The organism is Flavobacterium sp., from assembly GCF_027490375.1.
Taxonomy (GTDB): Bacteria; Bacteroidota; Bacteroidia; order Flavobacteriales; family Flavobacteriaceae; genus Flavobacterium.
In genome coordinates, this window is record NZ_JAIXYH010000009.1 from 1 (window position 1) to 19,298 (window position 19,298).

Genomic DNA, 19,298 nt, shown 5'->3' on the forward strand with positions numbered 1-19,298 from the left:
AAACTTCCAGTTGAAAAATTGGACGAAAGTTCCAGTTCCGCTATTACCCGTTATGGTTACAGTTCCATTAGTGTATGGATATGTAATTCCGGTAGTAGCTCGTGTTAAATTTATTGTACCTGTTATACCTGTATTGCTTATTTGTCTTGATACTAAACGTAATCCATTTTCAGCAGGTAAAAAGAAATCCAATTCGATGTCTTGGGCGCCAGTTGCTGATAAACGAATTACTTTAGATTCTAACATCACTCCCGAACTATTTTGTAATTCAACTAACAACTGACCTGCAATTGTAGCTGAAATTAAAACGGATTTTAGCTTAGTTGGAGCAGTACAATTAAAAATCATATAGCGATTAGCAATAGTTGTGTTTGCCACTCCTGTACCAGACACAGTAGCTGGACCAACATTAGCTGGAGTAACTTCTCTTTCTACCCAATACGATGTGTTTGAAGTAAGTGTTGGAGTAGTGTAAGTCGCACCTGTAGCTAATGGAGTTGTAGCAGCAACGCTATTGTACCATCTGATTGTACCTGTGCCAGTAGCTGATAATGCTGCTGTTTGACCTGTACAGATTGTGGCGTCACTCGCAGTTGGAACCGAAGTGGTTGGCACCATCGTTACATTGAGCGTTGTAGTTGCATTATTAGTTAAAGTAACAGGAATGGTTTGTGTAGCATATCCTGGAGCTTCAAAAATAACATTATAAGTTCCTGCAATTTGCACTTTATGGTAATCACCTTTGGTTGGTGAAGTTTCTACCCACGAACCAAAATTATCAAAAGTTCCACCAATATATACTTTGGCATGAATTGGATTCCCTGATTGATCCGTAACAATTCCGTGTAATCCATAACTCGCTTGTTTTACATAGTTCAATAAGGCCTGTCTGTTTCTTGTCCAAAAGAAAGGTAAATTAGCAGCAGCTGGAGTTTTTAAATCTGATATTTCTATTGTTACTTCTTTGTTGTGTTCAAAATAATTACTAGCATCTTGTCTTCCGCCGTATACTGAATACCACGCTGCACCATTGGTTGTGCCCGGAAATTGTCCAGTATTGTAAACAGCATCCATATAATTCAAGTTTCCGTCTGCTGTTTGACACAATTGTGCATATTCGATAGAGACAAATTTAAAATAGTTATCGTGTGGATGATAACTAAAGTTTCCTGTTCCCGGTGTGTTAGATGTATCCAAAGGGAAGTTCACTACTTCTGTTCCGCCATGATAATTAGCAGATAATACGAAATTTCGTGTAGCTTGAAAATTTAAAAACGCATTTGTTTCGGGTTGATAAGCAAAACCATCATCGTGTAAACCTCCTATGGCATCAGGATAATTTCGATTCAAATCCACACCAGCTGAATTTGCTCTCGTAGGAGTATTTGCTGCTCCACCTGGATTGTAAATATCATTACCAGAAGTTCTATAAGAACCATCCGGGTTTGCTAATGGATTGATGTATAATTCTGTTCCATTTACCAAGTTAGTTACTTCCGACAATGAACCATAGTTGGTTAGTAAGTAATCTATAAAACGCAACATAGTTGGATAACCTGTGATTTCATCACCGTGCATAGACGAAGTGTAAAAGAATTCAGGTTCAGTTTCATCTGAAGAAGCATTATCTGAAATTTTTAAAACATATAAAGCTCTTCCATTTGGAGTAGCACCAATATTTTGTAAGGTACACAAACTCGGGTAAGTTGCTGCCCAATATTGCATTTTGGCAACATACTCTGAATATCTTGGATAAGCGTCCCAAGTGGTATCCCAAGCATTCACAGCTTGAGTACTATAATTTGAGGTTAATTCAACCGGAATTTCATTGTCTTCCTGAGTTACTTTGTAAGATAGTCCATAAGACAGAAACCGTTGAAACTGATCCTTGTTAGCATAAGCTTCAACTTCCAAGAGGTTTTCATCCACGTGTTTGTGACTGACGGAAACCACTCTACTCAGTTCGATGAACTGTTCTTTACTATTGGCTTTGAAAGTTAAAATGACTTCACCTTTTTCACGCAAATAGTACATGGCTTTTTCGTAAGAACTATCTTTTTGGGCATACGAAATGCTTGAAAACAGGATAGTTAACAACAGAATTAGGGTAATTTTTTTCATTTTTTTAGGGTTTTTGAAAGGCAAACCTAAATAATCCTTAATTTTTGACAAAATATTTTATCGATTAAATACATATAAAATCGATAAAATGCATTTTAAATAATTTAATGAAAATAATTACTTACAAAAAATATTTTTTTGAAGAAAATAAATTAGTCTTTTGTAGTAAGTTCAGAATAAATAAAATCTTTAGGAAAACGAATTTAGTTGTATAAAAAAATCCCAATCGGTTAAATGATTGGGATTAACTTCGTCTGTTCGGCTATTGCCTCGGGTGTAGCGAGAGGGAGATTTGAACTCCCGACCTCAGGGTTATGAATCCTGCGCTCTAACCGACTGAGCTACCTCGCCATTGGTTTTGCGGCTGCAAAGATACATTCTTTCTTATGTTACGCAAACCCTCAAAGTATTTTTAATTATTTTTTTCGATTTTGTTGTTTTAATCCGATATTCATTATATTTCGCAAAAATTGACATACCAACCATGGAAGTAAAAGTTAAATACGAACTCGAGTTCCCCATCAATTCCTCGCCGCAACTCTTGTATCAATATATATCAACACCTTCGGGCTTAAGTGAGTGGTTTGCAGATAACGTAAACTCGCGAGGAGAGATTTTTACCTTTATTTGGGAGGATACCGAAGAGCGTGCCAGACTGGCTTCCAGAAAATCGGGCGAAAAAGTAAAATTTCGCTGGATTGACGAAGGAGACAAGGATACCGACTACTTTTTTGAACTCAAAATAATGGAAGACGAAATCACCAAAGATGTTTCACTTTTGGTAACCGATTTCGCCCCAGAAGACGAATTAGGCGAAGCAGCACAACTATGGGAAAATCAAGTTGCTGATCTCAAACATGTTATCGGTTCGGTGTAATTGCCAATCGAATTGTATCTTAGCCTTGAATTATCAAGGCTTTTTTTATGGCAAATGCATACCCAAATCCCGCTGAAATCAATCCTCACAACCGCAGTTTTTTATACGGCGACGGCGTTTTCGATACCGTAAAAATTCGTTTGGGTAAGGTGTGTTTCGCCGAGTTGCATTATTTCCGACTCATGGCCGCGCTCCGAATTGCCCGTATGAGCATTCCACAATGGCTCGATCAGGAAACCTACGAAGCCATGCTCTGCGATAAAGCGAACGAAATTCAAGCCCCAAATGCGCGCGTTCGCATCACTTTTTTTAGAAACGTCGGCGGAAAATACTTTCCATCAACCTCGCAAGTCAGTTATACCATCGAAGCCGAACCGCTCGAACAGCCCGATTTTACCGCAAGTAACGAGCCTTATGAAGTAGATATTTACCGCGATTTTACGATAACGGCACAATTGCTGTCGACGATAAAATCGACCTCCAAACTCATTCACGTAACTGCCGCGATTTACGCACAGGAAAACGACTGGCAAAACTGCCTTTTACTTAACGAACATAAAAATGTTGTGGAATTGGTTAACGCCAACTTATTTGTGCGTTTCGGAACTAAAATAAGTACCGCGCCGCTCTCGGAAGGTTGCCAAAACGGCGTGATTCGAAAAACGATACTTACCGACGCAGTTTTAAAAGAAAAATATGCGTTTGAAGAGCGACCAATTTCTGTTTTCGAGTTGCAACAAGCCGATGAGCTGTTTTTTACCAATGCCATTCAAGGTGTGGGTTCGGTTACCAAGTACCGTAAAAAAGACTACGAAAAAACGGCTGCAGCGGAAATTAGAATGCGTTTAAATGCGCTAATTGCCGAGTAATTAAAGATTAATTTTGTCTCGGATCGTCGGGAGCATTCGACCACACAAGGTATTCTCCGCCTTGCTCCATCATTTTTTCTTTCCAAAACTTAGAGGTTGGCTTGCTTAAAATTTTGTTTTTGTAGCTGTTTTGAGTGACAATCCACGCGTGATCGTTCATTTCGCGCTCGAGTTGTTGCGCATCCCAACCGGTGTAGCCCAAGAAAAAGCGTATGTTTTGTTTCTCAATTTTCCCAGAATTCATCAGTTCTTTGATGAGTTCGAAATCGCCGCCCCAGTAAATGCCATTGCTAATTTCGACACTGTTTGGAACTAAATGCGGAATGTTGTGTATGAAATACAGGTTATCTTGCTCGACCGGCCCGCCGTTATACACCCGAAATTTTGCCGTAATGTCGGGCAGCAGGTCGCCAATATAAAAGGGAAGTGGCTTGTTAATGATAAACCCAACCGAACCTTCGCTGCTGTGATCGGCCAATAAAATAACCGACCTATTAAAGGAAACGTCGCCTAAAATCGAAGGCTCAGCAATCAGTAAATGTCCTTTATCGAGTTTATCCGCAGTCATGCCATTTGCGTTTGGATAAATTTAACAAAAAAAAGAATTGAAAAACAGCGCTTTTTAACGGTAACTTTCTTAAAAGTTTCAAATTTTTACTAATGTCCTGAAAACCAAATTTGAAAAAGAAGTGTTTTTTTTGATTTTTTTGGGCGTTTCGGCAAAACCCAGGCCATTCCCGAACTTTTGCCGCCACGTCTTCCGCTGTATCTTTTGCCTGCGTTCCTAAGGCAAAAGGATGTCGCTCCAGCCGTTAACGCAAAAATCGTTACCGAAAAATGCTTCTCGGAATCGACTATAAATAAAAAAGGCCGTTCGAAGTGAACAGCCTTTCATATATAGGTGTTGTAATTTTACAAGCCGCCCTCTAATTCAGCACCTGCTTTAAACTTAACAACTTTCTTAGCTGCAATTTTGATTGTTGCACCGGTTTGTGGGTTACGACCTTCACGAGCCGCTCTTTCAGATACTGACCATGACCCGAATCCTACTAAAGAAACTCTTCCGCCTTTGCCTAGTGCTCCAGCAACATTTTTTAGGAATGACTCAAGTGCTGCTTTAGCTGCTGCTTTCGAAACCCCGGCGTCTGCAGCCATTGCATCGATTAATTCTGATTTGTTCATAATTTTCGTTATTAATGTTGGTTAAAAATATTGTTAATAGTAACAAATTTAATAGTTTATAAATACCACGCAACAAATTAGGCAAAAACTGACTAAAAAAAGTTTATAACTTTAACATTTGCCAGTAATTCTGTAAGAAAAAACTTACTTTAGCTGATAAACTCTTGTGTTTTCTGCCTATTAAGTCCGTTTATAAAGTCGATAGCACGCACTCTTTTCTTGCCTGCCAACTGTAATTCTTCAATTTTAAGCGCTCCTGAACCACAACCAACCAGCAATTCTTTACCTATAACTTCGATTTTACCCACAGGAATTGAATTGAGTTCAGGTTTTGGTGTTGCTAAAAAGATCTTTGTTGCTGTTGTGGTTTCGTCTTCTTGAAAGAGCGTCCAAGCAGTCGGGTAGGGCGAGAGTCCGCGTATCAGAGCATCTACCTCCCTGCAATTTTTAGTCCAATCAATTTTCGTGTTGTCTTTGTTCAGTTTTGGTGCTTCAAGTAATGTTTCCGTTTCCAATTGTACTTTGGGTTCAATCGTACCTTGAAAAATACCATCTAGTGTCTCAACTACCAATTCGCTTCCAACAGCCAAGAGTTTGTCGTGTAAACTCTCAAAAGTTTCTCGTTCGTCAATTTCTGTCGTTCGATGTAAAATCATCGCACCGGTATCGATTTTATCGTCTATAAAAAAGGTAGTTACACCTGTTTTCGTCTCTTGGTTTATAATGGCCCAATTTATTGGTGCAGCACCGCGGTATTGCGGCAGCAGTGAGGCGTGTAAATTAAAAGTGCCGTATTTTGGCATGCTCCATACGCTTTTTGGCAACATACGGAAAGCAACTACCACAAAAACATCGGCGTTCCAAGTACGTAACGCTTCAGTAAATGCTTCGTCTTTTAAATTTGTGGGTTGCAGTAAAGGCAGTTTTTGCTCCACGGCAAAATCTTTCACGGCCGAAGTGCTCAGTTTTTGTCCGCGTCCTGCAGGTTTATCTGCCACGGTTACTACACCCACTACTTGATGTGTCGAAGTGGTTAAACGTTCTAAAACACCGCGGGCAAAACCGGGCGTTCCCATAAAAACAACTCGTAAACTCATAATTTTCGGTATGTATTGTCGGCTTGTATTTCTATTAATTCGTGTTCAAGTAAATGCTGAATGGTCGCGATTAAATCTACGCTTTCCACTTGGAGTTCTTGTTCTAAATCCCGACTGCTTTTACTTCTCTCTTCTAGCGCTTTTAAAATTTCTTTCGATACGTCGGGTTTTTCGGCAACCCGCTTTCCTCGGCAAACCGAACATTTGCCGCAATTTTCGGATAACGGTTCTTCAAAATAAATAGCCAAAGCTTGCTGCTTGCAAATCGTTTTATCTGCTGCGAATCGTATGACTTGGTCGATAGCTTGTGTTTTGTATTCGTTTTCTGCTCGCAGCGATTTAACCACAGCATTGATATGATGTAAACTGTCGCGGTTTCGCAATAAACGCACGCTACAACTCTTGCTTCTTATCAATGTTTCCATGATCGCTTGCTCGGATAATTTCGTACACAAGGCAATCAAATCGGCTTCGCTGGTTTTGCTTAATCGACAAATTTTGGCAACATTTAATTTTACACTGCCTTCAAATATTCCGGGATGCAAGCGTAAAATGGCTTCTAACGGAGCTGCCGCTGCATGGTGCACACTCATATAGCGCAAAACTTCTCTAGACTCAACTTTAAAGTGTGCCTGAATTTCGGTACGCGTTTGCATATCGAATTGAATGTACTGCATGCGATCGAGAAAGCGGAGCGAGTGAAACACTTTGATCGATGCAAGCTGGTATTTGTCTGCGAACGCATCGACGTCTAAACCATATATTTCTCCGGCTCCGGTTCCTTCGGCAATCACAAAATACCGGTGTAAATTATCGTACACCAATTTCACAAAAGCTTCATCGGGCAAGCTGGCTAAAAATTGCGCTTTAACTCGGTGGATATCGGCTGCTCCGTAGAGCATCACTGCAAATGCTTCGTTTCCATCGCGACCCGCACGTCCAATTTCTTGGTAGTAGCTTTCCATGCTGTCGGGCAAATGCACGTGAATGACGCTTTGCACATCGGGTTTGTCGATTCCCATTCCAAAGGCCGAGGTGGCAACAATAGCTTGCTTTTTATTGTCGGTCCAAAGTGCCGCGTTTTCTTTTCGTTGATTTTCGGGCATCCCGCCGTGGTAGGCAGTTGCCGTTACACCGAGTTGTTCTAAAGCAGCAGAAAATTCGGCGCATGCGCGTCGGTTTCGAACGTAAATAATCGCCGAACCGCGGTATTTTTTCAAGATTTGTACGATACGGTAAAGTTTATCTTCACATTCCCAAACAATAATGTTGAGGTTTGCTCGAAAAACGCTGCTTGTAAAAAGTTTCGGATTTTTGAGTCGGAGTTTCTCGCTGATATCAGCTTTAACTCGTGGCGTGGCAGTGGCTGTAAGCGCAATCAGGGGTGCTTGTGGTGCGTATGCTCTAATCTCTGGAATTTCTAGAAATGCCGGACGAAAATCGTGTCCCCATTGCGAAATACAATGTGCTTCGTCTACAACAATCAGTGAGATAGGTAACTGCGCAAGATGTCGGCGAACTTCTTCGTTGCTGAGCTTTTCTGGCGACAGATAAAGTAATTTGTAATTTCCAAATCGGCAGTTATCGAACATTCGTGTCAGCTCGCTTTTTGGAATGCTGCCGCTAATTTGCATTGCTTTAATGCCTTTATCGCTTAAACTATTGATTTGATCTTGCATCAGCGAGACCAAGGGCGATACTACAATAGTGATTCCGTTTAGAAGTAGTGCGGGAAGTTGATAGCAAAGCGATTTACCGCCGCCGGTTGCCATAAATACCAGTGTATCGTTTCCGTCGAGAACACTTTCAATGGCTTCGCGTTGATTTTCGCGAAAGCTGGTTTTATTCCAATACTTTAAAAGAGTTTGACTTACGACAGACAATTTCAGCTGTTTTGGGTGATAAATGCAACACGTTCATCAATGCTTCCAAAAGGAACAGTTTGAAGTTCATAACCAAAACGTTCGTACGTATTTACCAAGATTTCGCCGATTTCTTTTGCTTCGGAATAACTTTCATAGCGTTCGTTATCGTTTCGGTAAATAGCTTCCCACGGCGGAAAAAAGAAAATTTGGTCGTAACGGTAGGTATTACACGCATCGATAAATTCTTTTGGGTAATGGTCGCCGATGTAATCAAGATAGGCAACGACATCAGGAATACCGCGGTCGAAAATAACGGTATTTTTTGGTTCGTCTAGCGCTCGATCGTGCTGTTTGATTCGTCCTTCGAGAAGGATACGGCTAAAATGCAGCGGTTCGGCAATCCACAATTGGTCGATACCTGCTTTTTGAGCCTCGAGTGTAACTTCTCGCGACACTTCTTGATAGCAAGTAAATCCGAGGTTTTCGAGCGATTCCAACACTGAAGTTTTTCCACTTCCGGGTCCGCCAACAAGCGCAATTAGTTTTGGTTTAGTCTTCATAATCAATAGGTGCAAAGGTATAAATTTGCGTTGTTTTGTTTTCGATAATCATTCTAAATGCGAAATTTTCTGCTTCAAAACAGAACTTTGCGCCTTTTCCGAGCATTTACGGCGCTTCTTTGTTTTTGGATGCATTTTGAGCTAACTTAATGTCATTTTTAACTGATGGCATGGAAAGTTATTCTAGTATATTTAATTTTTAAATAGTTATATTTCAATAATTTAAACGTAAAAATTCAACACTATTTACACATAAAAGTTGCTTTAGGATTACACCTAAGTTTTGGTATCTTTGCCGTTATTAATGTCATGGATAGTAAGACAGAAGAATTTTACAAACGTTTAAAGTTGGAGCTTGAAAACGGGGCTACATATCCGTTGCCGTATCTGTTTAAGTTTATTGTTCCAACAAGTAATCACAATATTGCGCGGGTAGAGTCGGCTTTCGATTTAATGGGTGCCGTTATTCAAACCAACACGTCAAAAACCGGGAAATTTACTAGTGTTTCCGTTTCCGTGACCATGCCTAGTTCGCAATCTATAATCGACAAATACATCGAGGTTTCCGATATCGAAGGAATCGTATCTTTATAAGTATGAACAAACCCTACATCAAAGAGAATGCTGCCGACGTTGTGCATCATTTGGAATACAATTCGGAGCGTCAGCATTTGATTATCCCCGAATACGGCCGTCATTTGCAAAAGTTGATTGATCAAGCAACGCAAATTGAAGATCGTGCCGAACGCAATAAAGCAGCGAACTACATCATCAATGTAATGGGAACATTAAATCCGCATCTGCGCGACGTTCCCGACTTCCAGCACAAGCTTTGGGATCAGATTTTTATCATGTCGGATTTTAAACTCGACGTTGATTCACCGTATCCGGTTCCGAGTCGTGAAGTACTGCAATTGCGTCCAGATCCCATGCCGTATCCACAGAATTTTCCCAAATATCGCTTCTACGGAAATAACATCAAATTCATGATCGATGTAGCAAACTCTTGGGAAGAAGGCGAAATGAAAAGTGCGTTGGTGAAAGTAATTGCCAACCACATGAAAAAGATGTATTTAAGTTGGAATAAAGACACCGTTAAAGACGATGTTATCTTCGAACATCTCTATGAATTATCCGACGGAAAGATAAATCTTACAGGTGGTGAAGAAGAGTTGGTGCATTCTATCGAACTAATCAAAACCAACCAACGTATGTCGAATAAGGTGTATACCGGACAGCCTAAACACAAAAACAAAAACGGTAAGAATTTTAAAAATCGCAAACAACAATAGTTAAATGGGAGTTTTCAAAATAGAAGGCGGACATTCCTTAAAAGGTGATATTACGCCACAAGGCGCCAAGAACGAGGCTTTACAAATTTTATGTGCAGTTTTACTTACTTCGGAAGAAGTTCGGATTGATAATGTTCCGGATATTATCGATGTAAATAAGCTCATTACATTATTGGGTAATTTGGGTGTTAAAATAACCAAGCACGGAAAAGGCTCGTTTACCTTTAAGGCCGATGAGGTAAATGTTGGCTATTTGGAAACCGAAGCTTTTAAAAAAGAAGGTGGTTCGCTTCGTGGTTCAATCATGATTGTAGGACCGCTTTTAGCTCGTTTTGGTCGCGGGTACATTCCAAAACCAGGTGGCGATAAAATCGGACGTCGACGTTTAGATACCCATTTCGAAGGTTTTATAAATCTTGGAGCGAGTTTCAGATACAATCGCGAAGATCATTTTTACGGTGTAGAAGCTCCGAATGGCTTAACAGGTACGTACATGCTCCTAGACGAGGCATCGGTTACCGGAACAGCAAACATTGTTATGGCAGCTGTTTTGGCGAAAGGTACAACTACCATTTACAACGCGGCTTGCGAACCGTACCTGCAGCAGTTAGCGAAGATGCTCAATTCTATGGGAGCAAAAATTACCGGTGTTGGTTCGAATTTGCTTACCATTGAAGGTGTTTCCGAATTAAAAGGTTGTACGCACCGTATACTTCCGGATATGATTGAAATTGGGTCATGGATCGGCTTGGCTGCGATGACCAAAAGTGAGATTACCATTAAAAACGTAAGTTGGGATAATTTAGGTGTTATACCTAATACGTTCCGTAAGCTCGGAATTACTTTAGAGCGTCGTGGCGATGATATTTACATTCCGGCACATACCAACGGCTACGAAGTTAAAACCGATATCGACGGCTCTATTTTAACGATAGCCGATGCACCTTGGCCTGGCTTTACGCCCGATTTATTGAGTATCGTTCTTGTTGTTGCCACGCAAGCCAAAGGCGATGTGTTGATTCACCAAAAAATGTTTGAAAGCCGCTTGTTCTTTGTAGATAAGTTGATTGATATGGGTGCGAAAATTATGTTGTGCGATCCGCATCGCGCGGTTGTTATTGGACATGATTTTAAATCGCAATTAAAAGCTACTACGATGTCGTCGCCGGATATTCGTGCGGGAATTTCGTTGTTAATCGCTGCCTTATCGGCGAAGGGAACGAGTACCATACAAAATATTGAGCAAATTGATCGTGGCTACGAAGATATCGAAGCACGTTTACGAGCTATTGGAGCAAGAATAGTGCGCGAATAGTGGTTTGAATCACTGTTTTTTGTGATTGAATAAAATACGGAATACAGTTTTACAAATTTATAAACTACTTAAAGTTTGCTTTTATGATAAAAAAGTTACATTTACGGCGCGCTTTAAGGGTGCCTATTTCGTTGGTATTTAGCGTTTTTATTTAAGTTTAGCGTTTTGTAATTAGATTTTAATTTGATTATTATGGTTTTCTCTGCGCTCTCACTAACACGAGCTTTTACAGTCACGATTTTGATTTTTGTTATGATATTGTCGGGTTGCTCGGGTTCCGATGATTCAGCACCTAATTTTGGAATTAGCAGTTTCAGTGCAGTTCAAGACGGTGCTAAGTTAAATATTCAGTATACCACATTTGGTAATGTAAGCGCGGCCAACCTGAGAAACGTATACCCTGGCGGAGAAGAGATTTTCCTGACTACTCTAACGGGTTCGGCATCACTTTCATTAGAGTCACTTAATCTTCAAGGTGGAGAGATGGTGACTTTACTTTTATATGCTGTTTCTAGTTCGGGTACTCGAGAGTCTGAACCTTCCAACGCAGTTACGATTATCATTGAACCATATTGTGATGAACCCTATGATTTAAGAACAGAAGCAGGTTATTTCAGATGGGATTCGTTCATTCCTGATGGAACGGGCTTTTATCAAGTTCAATACGGGACACAGGGCTTTAATTTAGGGTCGGGTACTATTTTTACAGTAAACTCGACCTCTACAAATGATTTTACTTTTCAAGCAGGTCAGTTTTACGATTTATATGTCCGTAGTTTTTGCTCTAATTCTCAAGCATATAGCGATTGGATTGGTCCGCTTACCTATTATTCTCCGTCAAATCAAAATTTTTGCACTGCTCCTGTAAATGTAGGCTATAGTGTTGTGACTAATTTTGCCGGAGAACCCGTTGGTGCTGAGTTCACATGGTCAGATCCGGGGAATTCAAACAATTACGAATATAATTTGGTAGGAAATAATCAATCTCCAACGTCTAATGCAATAGAACAGGGTACATCTGAAACAGTTACCTATTTATCATTGGTTCAAAATACGGAATACGACTTCTATGTTAGAACTCGTTGCACAAATGGTACAGCTACAGCTTGGGTTGGCCCAATAAATGTAAACATAGGAAACTAAGTTGGGAAAAATATCTATTCACGGCTACTCTTAAAATTCTTCTTCATTACCAGTCTTTTTACATTAGAAATGGAAGAAGAATTTTTTGTTTGGTGAGTTCGGCATATGAATCGAACTTAAAAATCATTTAAGTAGTTGGTTATAATGCTTTTTTTCTTCTGGATGCCGAAGAATATAACTAAATAAACGACGGTTTTAATGATTAGTTTAAAAAGAGAGTTCGTCCCAAAGTTTATCCCAACATTATTTTCAACTTTTCTCGCTTTCGTGCAGGTTTTACTCGTATGAAAAACGATATGATGGTCAGGCGTTGCCTAGCTTTGAAATAATTTTGGTCCTTTCAAAAAAATAAAAGCGGATGCTTTCGAAAGAAGTCATCCGCTTTTTTTAGAGCTTTTGCCAAGATTAATTTCATCAATCAATTTCAACAAGGCTAGGCAGCGTAGCGCGAATTTTAATTGTAAGGAAGCAAAAGCGCTAGCGTGCTACAATTCCGAGAAATCTAATTCAGAATTTCTTTATTTGCTCCTGTCATTTCCTATACCTTTAATTTGTTTTCGCAAATTTTAATGTTCTTGTTCCTCCTTCACTTTCTATTTTAAGCAAGTACAATCCATTTGAAAGTCCTGAAACATCAACAGATTCTTGATTTTCGAGTGTTTGGATTTTTTTACCAGCAAGATCGAAAATACGTAATAAAAACTTCGAACTAGGCACTTGCGTTAATTTGAGAAACTGACTTGCCGGATTGGGATAGATTTGAATATCAGCTAATTCGTTCTCAGTTACACCTAATGTTAGTATCTGTGTACTCGCTATATTGGTGATTATAGGGAAATTGAAGTCGAAGTAAATTTCGGCCTGATTTGTAAATGTGTTTCCAACTACCAAATTGTTTTTCAATTTGATTTTGTAGATTAAAATACCGTCGTTGTTGGCATCATCAAAAGGTAAATCGATGTTTTCGTAAATAAATTCGAATAAATTATTGGTGCTTCTAGTCACAAAATTAAAATTGCTATAGAGCGGAATCAAAGTACTAATGTCGAATATAGAAGTATCGAGTAAGTTCTTTATTACCACGTTTCTTGCATTGGCTGTTCCGATGTTTTCAAAACGTATCGTGTAATGTACGTATTGACCAATTAGTTCTGCGCCAACAATTTCACCTTCATTACAGGTAATATCGTTTGGATCCATGGAGTTAACTACCTTTTCAGAAAGAAAAAACGAATTGTCGTCGGGTGTCTGATCAGTTCCGGGAATAGTTCCTTCTACCAATCCGCCAAAATCTAAAATATCATCGCTGTCAAGAGGTACTGCCGACTGTGGAGAATTCAATAAAAAGTTAATCACAATAGCACGCGATTCTTGAGGTCGTAAGTTTGTGTAATTCCATGTAAGTTGGTTAGCTGTTTCAGTCGTTGGCTCCACTGTAGTGCTAATGATATCCATCACATCTCCTAAGAAATTCAATTTTACTGTTCCGTTTTCGATTTGATTTCCTTTGTTTTTATAGACAAGTTTGTATTTTACATCAAAACCCGCCATAGGTATGAGTCGGGGCAAACGAGTTACTACAACTTCCACATCACTTTTAACGCCGTTCGGCACCAAACAAAACTGATTTTCTAAAGGTGATTGATCCTCGGGAAAGTCGACACTTACCAAAGACGGAGTTACAGTAAAATAAGACGGATTTTCAAGTCTCGGAAAAATAGTATAACTACCTGCTTGTAGCGGAATTGTAAGTGGGACATTTAAATTATTGGTGAAAATTCCCGAACCATTAGGACTAAAAACTTCAAATCGCAACGGACCAATATTGGCATCAGCAGCGTTACAGCCGTTGCTATCAGTATCCAACTTATTAGTGATTATTGCCTCATAATAGGTACCGCCCGGAACGAAACTGCAATACGTGTTAATGTTTAATTGCGAATACTGAGTTTGTAGAAAATTAATGGTAAATGCAGTTAAGTCGGTTGGATCGATACACACAAATTTAATATTCGGTGTTTCAAACAAACTTAAATTTGAACCTGTACTTCCGTTTTTCATGAAAATACGTTCCAAATTAGGTCCAGAACAAGTTATGTTTATTGCTTTGGTATCGTTTAAGTCAATTTCAACCAAAGTATTGTCGGTAATATTTACGGTGTACAATTCTGGTGTATTTGAAAAATCGATTGTCGTTAATGACGTGTTGAATAAATAAATATCCGTTAACAACGGATTGCTAATAGCTAATGCCGTTAATTGGATTTGATTTATAGAGAGTTTTTTTAGTAACGGTAATACAGTGACATCAACTGTGGTTAATGGGCAAGTAGCCAGCTCTACTTCTTCTAACAGTGCGTTAGGCGAAAAGTTTATCTCCTGTATGTTTTGATCCATGATTCGCACTTTCCGTAAATTTGTAAAATACTGCAAATCAGCTAAAGAATTAATATTAAAGTTAATGCCAGCCATAGATAATTCGCTGATGTTTTGTACTTCTTGAACGGTAATCGAGCCGTTGTCGTCAACATCAATAACTGTTTGAATGCCCGCCAAATTCAGCGCATACGAACTCCCAAGAACCTGATCTTCAAGGTCAAGTAGATACTGTTTGAAATTAGCATCTTCAAATTCAATAGTCTGACTTTGCGTTAGTTGAGATGTCAGAAAAAGTAAAAGAGCGAAAGTGTATTTTTTAAACATAAGATTTGATTTTTAATCGCAATTACACGCTGTAGGAGTTCCGCTTCTTTCCAAAAGTTCGTTCACTTTCGCGTCGCGTTTCTCCTCGTCGTTTTTGTAGTCGTTTAGAATTTTAATATGATTTGATTTTAATTTTTGTAGTCTGTTTCGTTCCGCCTCAGTGCATTTTATCATACATGTGCTACTCGTAATTCCGGTTGAATATCCACTTGCTTCGTGCGATCGCAGTTGCTTCTTGTGTTCTAGGATAGCTTGTTCGATTTGCAAAATCATCATGTCGTAATACTGAGCGGTAGCTTCCGGATTGTTTGCCTGCGTATTGCTTGGTAAATCAGCTATATCACTACTTTTTTCAAATTTTTCTAAGTCTACCGATGTATCTTTCAACATTGCTTCAGCATTTTTAATTTGTTGCATCATTAACGCACGTTTTTGCGGATCTTCTTCATTCTGAGCCGCTTCATACATTGCTTTTACAGCTGCATTCATCTCATTTTTTCGCGTTGCTGCTCCTGCACCCATCACGTCGCCGGCCGGTTTGTAACTCGCACCCGAAAAACTAAAACTGCTGTTTTCGATGTACGTCATAAAAATCGACACACCAGATTCTTCAATTCCCGTAATCATGTAGGTTTTTCCCGACGGACTAGCAATAAATCCCAATCCCCAGAAGCCAACAAGGGAAGAGGTGAACTTTGTGTCAAGAACAATATCTTGTGAACTGGAAAGCCAGATCGACATTTTCTTTCCTTCATATGTTCCGCTGTATTCTACTCTCGGGTATTTATTCCCACCTGTTTTTCCAACTTTTGCCCCCGTTTTTTTGAAGGTTTTAAAGAAGATCTTGCTCAACTCTTTCGTTTCCATATCGTGGATTACCATCGACTGTTGACTGCCCATCTTCATTGCGTAATTGCCTTCCGAACTTTTTATATACTGGTAGAAGTCATTGTTGGGCGATTTAATTTGATTTACTTCCCCGTCGTCTTCCATTGCACCTAACTCCAACAAAGCTTTGTGATCTTGCATGGCATAGCCGTTTCGGGTATTCAAATAGAAATAAGAAACCATATTTCCTTCTGAACTGTTTACCATAAATCCTACTTTTTTGTTGAAGGAAAATGTGCCCTTTAATGGTATTTCCTTACCAAAATCTTTTCCAGAATTCGGTGTAGTAGCAGATTTGGTTGGGCTTTCTCCGAGTTCAATGATTGTTGGTTCTCCGTTATTCTTGACTTCGCTTTGAACAGAAACAACTTCGATAGTCGATTTTTGAGGTACTTTTTTAACTACTGGTTTTTGTGCCAGAACAGTTGCGAAACTCAGCAGTAGCAAGCTGTATGTAATGATTTTCAACATAGCTTACATTTTTATGAATTCAACACGTCGGTTTTGCTCTTTCTCGGCAGGCGTAGCATTTTTGTTCAACGGCGCCGATTCGCCCTTACCGTCGGTTTCCATGCAGTTAGGGTCAATACCATAAAAACTTACCAGTGCCGCTTTTACGGCAGCTGCCCGCTTTTTTGATAGTGCCAGATTCGCCGCATCGTTGCCGTCGCTATCCGTATTTCCGATAATTTTGATACGAACACCTGAGTTCTCTTGCAAGGCAGTTGCAATTTCTTTTAGAATGGCGCCACTTTCTGGGCGAATGTTATCACTGTTTACATCGAATCGAATACCCGTTGTTACAAATTTCCCTTCTGTAATGAGTTTACTTCGATTATCTGCTCCAGCAACAGCAAATCGAATGTTGGTTACGTAAACTTCACAAGCGTCAAAAAAGCTTCTGAAAAATGCAAAATCATATGCTTTAGTTTCCGTAAAGAAGCGCGGAACATCGAAAATCTTATCTTCATTGGCATACACGCGCAAACGTCCTTTTTGGCGCCAAACCGAGATTTTCACAAAGTTGTAACCTTCATTTACGTCCCATTGCGGTAATTTTACACTGTTACTTACTTCGCTGCCGTTTAGCGGATTCACCCAAATAGATGCTTCTGCAGCGCCGGGATGCAAATACACAATCGAACCGCCCTTCGAGAAAAACATATCTTTCATTAATTCTTCGTTTTGCGTCGTAAAGTGTAATCCAAAGCCCGCGTAGTTATTGGTTGGATCGGTATTTATTCCCAACTCAAATTCTAAAGTGAAGTTTTCGGGTAACTTTTTAATGTTCTCAGGGATAAACGCACCGTTTTTCGTCATCGATAACCATTTTCCAGCTGCTCCATCGATGCTGACGATTTCGCCACTAGAGTTGGTGTTGAATTCGGCTGGGAAATCGCCTTGGGCTAATCGTTCGAAGTTATCGATATACAATACTTTTTCACCGGGAATAAAGTCGAATTTCGAATTTCCTTTCACCGGAGCTTTTCCTTTCGACCTTTTAACAGCGTCTGTGTTTTCCGAAGCTTTAGTACTTTCAATCGCCTCCTTTTTCTTCTTTTTATCTTTTTTCTTAAACAAGTTTTTTACGCCGTCTTCCACTTTATTGAGTGTGTTTTCAACGGCATTATCAACTTTTTGCTCGCCACGATTAATAGTTTTGTTTTTGGCGTTCTCTTTTACGCGGTCGCTCATGGTATTTTGAGCAAAAGCCACATGTTGAAACAGCATTAACACGAGTACAGATAATGAAATTTTAGTTTTATTTATAGCCTTCATGATTTAGATGGTTTTGTTGTTAGTGCCGACATATGAAAAAGGTAAACATGCGCGCCAGATTTTATTTAGCTTTGTTTACTTTCAAACATATTCGCCACTAATGCTTAACGAGCAGTTGCAGATTGCCGCTTTAAAACAAGACGACCCAACCGTGGTTCGAGAAATCTATTTGTCGAACAAAAAAGTTTTTTTTGCCGTAGCAAGTCGATATGCAGTAACGACAGACGATGTAGAGGACATCTACCAAGACGCCGTTATCGCCTTGATTGAAAACGCAAAACGCGGTAAATTAGATACACTGAAAAGTTCCGTTAGTACTTATTTGATTGCCATAGGGAAATTTATGATCTTCAAAAAGTTAAAGCAGCCACATTTGCAAACCGATTTTTCTGTTTTGAAGGAAATTGACTGGGAAGATTTTGAAACAGCTGATGATACGTTCGAACAAACAAAGCTTATGAGAGAGCAGTTTTTGAAATTAGGACCAAAATGCCAAGAGTTGCTCCGACTGTTTTATTACGAAGAACAAAAATTAGACGCCATTCTGGAAGCCGTAGGCGCAAGTAGTAAAGATGTATTGAAAAGTCAAAAATCGCGTTGCATCAAGCAGTTGAAAGACTTAATGAACTTCACAAAATCAAACAATGGATAAGCAAGAATTGTTAGATAAATACTTCGAGAAAACCTTGACCGACGCTGAACGTGCCGCCTTTGATGCCTTGCTGAATACCGATGCTGATTTCCGGGCCGATTTTGAATTTCAGACGCAACTAAAACAAGCCATTACTGCGAACGAACGTCAGAAACTCAAAAAGCAGCTCCGAGAAATTGAGAATAACGAAAATCAAAGTAATGGCAACAAGCAGTATTGGTTTGTAGCTGCCTTATTGATTGTTTTCTTAGCGATAACACTTGTTTTTACGTTGCAACAACCCTCCGAGCAAGAGTTGTATGCCTCGTATTTTCAAGCATACCCAAATATTATTGAAACAAATACTCGGACAGCAAATGCCAATCGCATCACTACGCGAGCTTTTGAAGCTTACGAGAATGAAAATTACACGAGAGCTTTGCAAGGATTTTCTAATTTATCGGCAGCAGATCGGGCTTTGTACGGCGATTTTTACCGAGGAATGTGTTTCTTAGCATTGAAGCAACCTGAAAATGCGATTCGCTTGTTTAATCGTGCGCAAAGTTCAAAAAATACGCAACTCGCCAAGTCGGCTCTTTGGTATCAGGCTTTGGCGTATCTGCAATTAAATCAGGCTGATAACGCCGTTCCTCTTTTAAAACAAATCGCTTTAGATAAAAATCATCCACAATACGATTTGGCGCAGCAGCTGCTTGCCGAGTTATAAATCTCTTTTCTTTTTTGGGCGCGCCGGCACACGTTACGTCGCTGCGCAAAAATTGTTCACGCCGTCACGTGTTTCGCTTTATCTTTTTGGCGAAACAGTAGTGGAAATTCTGCAACGCCAAAAAGGATATCGCTGCACCCGTTCGCGCGGGAAAGCTGAACAAGTTAAAAAAGCGAAAAAAGTAAAAGAAGCTAAAAAAGCGAAAAAGAAATAACGGTAAGAAATAAAATCTGCCTATTGGATATCTTG

17 protein-coding genes and 1 tRNA gene are annotated in these 19,298 nt (G+C 39.6%); 8 read left to right on the plus strand and 10 right to left on the minus strand.

The features are described 5' to 3' along the window. Positions 1–2,121 (minus strand): M14 family zinc carboxypeptidase (locus tag Q0064_RS01310; RefSeq protein WP_298143123.1); only part of this gene is annotated, 2,121 nt, incomplete at its 3' end. 277 nt (positions 2,122–2,398) lie between these two features. After that, positions 2,399–2,472, minus strand: a tRNA-Met gene (locus Q0064_RS01315). Between the two features lie 133 nt (positions 2,473–2,605). Between Q0064_RS01315 and Q0064_RS01320 the strand changes: the two genes are divergently transcribed. Continuing rightward, a complete protein-coding gene (locus Q0064_RS01320) occupies positions 2,606–2,998 on the plus strand; it encodes an START-like domain-containing protein (protein ID WP_094485618.1) in 393 nt (130 codons plus the stop codon). A gap of 47 nt (positions 2,999–3,045) precedes the next feature. Continuing rightward, positions 3,046–3,867, plus strand: coding sequence for an aminotransferase class IV (locus Q0064_RS01325; protein WP_298143129.1), 822 nt, complete (start codon positions 3,046–3,048; stop codon positions 3,865–3,867). Positions 3,868–3,874: 7 nt separating this feature from the next. On the opposite strand, the gene Q0064_RS01330 is transcribed toward Q0064_RS01325, so the two are convergent. The 5 genes from Q0064_RS01330 to Q0064_RS01350 form a co-directional block, all read right to left on the minus strand. Then, positions 3,875–4,435: a YqgE/AlgH family protein gene (locus tag Q0064_RS01330; protein ID WP_094485616.1), complete on the minus strand. Its 561-nt coding sequence runs from the start codon at positions 4,433–4,435 to the stop codon at positions 3,875–3,877. 344 nt (positions 4,436–4,779) lie between these two features. Beyond that, positions 4,780–5,049 carry an HU family DNA-binding protein gene (locus tag Q0064_RS01335; protein ID WP_298143134.1) on the minus strand — a complete coding sequence of 90 codons (270 nt, stop codon included), beginning with the start codon at positions 5,047–5,049 and terminating at the stop codon, positions 4,780–4,782. A 149-nt stretch (positions 5,050–5,198) separates the two neighbouring features. Next, positions 5,199–6,149, minus strand: a complete 951-nt coding sequence (fmt, locus tag Q0064_RS01340) for a methionyl-tRNA formyltransferase (protein ID WP_298143166.1) — start codon at positions 6,147–6,149, stop codon at positions 5,199–5,201. Further along, the gene (locus tag Q0064_RS01345; protein WP_298143137.1) at positions 6,143–8,029 is read right to left on the minus strand and encodes a RecQ family ATP-dependent DNA helicase; all 1,887 of its coding nucleotides are present in this window, start codon (positions 8,027–8,029) and stop codon (positions 6,143–6,145) included. The genes fmt and Q0064_RS01345 overlap by 7 nt, the downstream gene beginning before the upstream one ends. 2 nt (positions 8,030–8,031) lie before the next feature. Further along, positions 8,032–8,571 (minus strand): ATP-binding protein, encoded by a 540-nt coding sequence (locus Q0064_RS01350; RefSeq protein ID WP_298143140.1) that lies wholly within the window; start codon positions 8,569–8,571, stop codon positions 8,032–8,034. 309 nt (positions 8,572–8,880) lie between these two features. Between Q0064_RS01350 and Q0064_RS01355 the strand changes: the two genes are divergently transcribed. The 4 genes from Q0064_RS01355 (at position 8,881) to Q0064_RS01370 (ending at position 12,321) form a co-directional block, all read left to right on the plus strand. Next, complete coding sequence (locus tag Q0064_RS01355; RefSeq protein WP_094485610.1) at positions 8,881–9,165, plus strand: DUF493 family protein; 285 nt, start codon at positions 8,881–8,883, stop codon at positions 9,163–9,165. Between the two features lie 2 nt (positions 9,166–9,167). Beyond that, positions 9,168–9,863 (plus strand): DUF4290 domain-containing protein, encoded by a 696-nt coding sequence (locus tag Q0064_RS01360; RefSeq protein ID WP_298143144.1) that lies wholly within the window; start codon positions 9,168–9,170, stop codon positions 9,861–9,863. Positions 9,864–9,867: 4 nt separating this feature from the next. Beyond that, complete coding sequence (gene murA / locus Q0064_RS01365; protein ID WP_094485608.1) at positions 9,868–11,178, plus strand: UDP-N-acetylglucosamine 1-carboxyvinyltransferase; 1,311 nt, start codon at positions 9,868–9,870, stop codon at positions 11,176–11,178. Between the two features lie 192 nt (positions 11,179–11,370). Then, positions 11,371–12,321, plus strand: a complete 951-nt coding sequence (locus Q0064_RS01370) for a hypothetical protein (RefSeq protein WP_298143150.1) — start codon at positions 11,371–11,373, stop codon at positions 12,319–12,321. A 546-nt stretch (positions 12,322–12,867) separates the two neighbouring features. Here the strand turns inward: Q0064_RS01370 and Q0064_RS01375 are convergent. Genes Q0064_RS01375 through Q0064_RS01385 form a run of 3 tightly spaced genes read right to left on the minus strand, consistent with a single transcriptional unit; the run spans position 12,868 to position 17,691 of the window. Then, positions 12,868–15,024, minus strand: a complete 2,157-nt coding sequence (locus Q0064_RS01375) for a T9SS type A sorting domain-containing protein (protein WP_298143152.1) — start codon at positions 15,022–15,024, stop codon at positions 12,868–12,870. A 12-nt stretch (positions 15,025–15,036) separates the two neighbouring features. Beyond that, positions 15,037–16,383 carry a hypothetical protein gene (locus Q0064_RS01380; RefSeq protein ID WP_298143155.1) on the minus strand — a complete coding sequence of 449 codons (1,347 nt, stop codon included), beginning with the start codon at positions 16,381–16,383 and terminating at the stop codon, positions 15,037–15,039. Between the two features lie 3 nt (positions 16,384–16,386). After that, the gene (locus Q0064_RS01385) at positions 16,387–17,691 is read right to left on the minus strand and encodes an OmpA family protein (RefSeq protein WP_298143158.1); all 1,305 of its coding nucleotides are present in this window, start codon (positions 17,689–17,691) and stop codon (positions 16,387–16,389) included. A gap of 100 nt (positions 17,692–17,791) precedes the next feature. On the opposite strand from Q0064_RS01385, the gene Q0064_RS01390 reads away from it, so the two are divergent. Both Q0064_RS01390 and Q0064_RS01395 read left to right on the plus strand, forming a co-directional pair. Then, positions 17,792–18,343, plus strand: coding sequence for a sigma-70 family RNA polymerase sigma factor (locus Q0064_RS01390; protein ID WP_298143160.1), 552 nt, complete (start codon positions 17,792–17,794; stop codon positions 18,341–18,343). Further along, positions 18,336–19,049 carry a hypothetical protein gene (locus tag Q0064_RS01395; RefSeq protein ID WP_298143163.1) on the plus strand — a complete coding sequence of 238 codons (714 nt, stop codon included), beginning with the start codon at positions 18,336–18,338 and terminating at the stop codon, positions 19,047–19,049. Before Q0064_RS01390 ends, Q0064_RS01395 begins: the two co-directional genes overlap by 8 nt. The last annotated feature ends 249 nt before the right edge of the window (positions 19,050–19,298 follow it).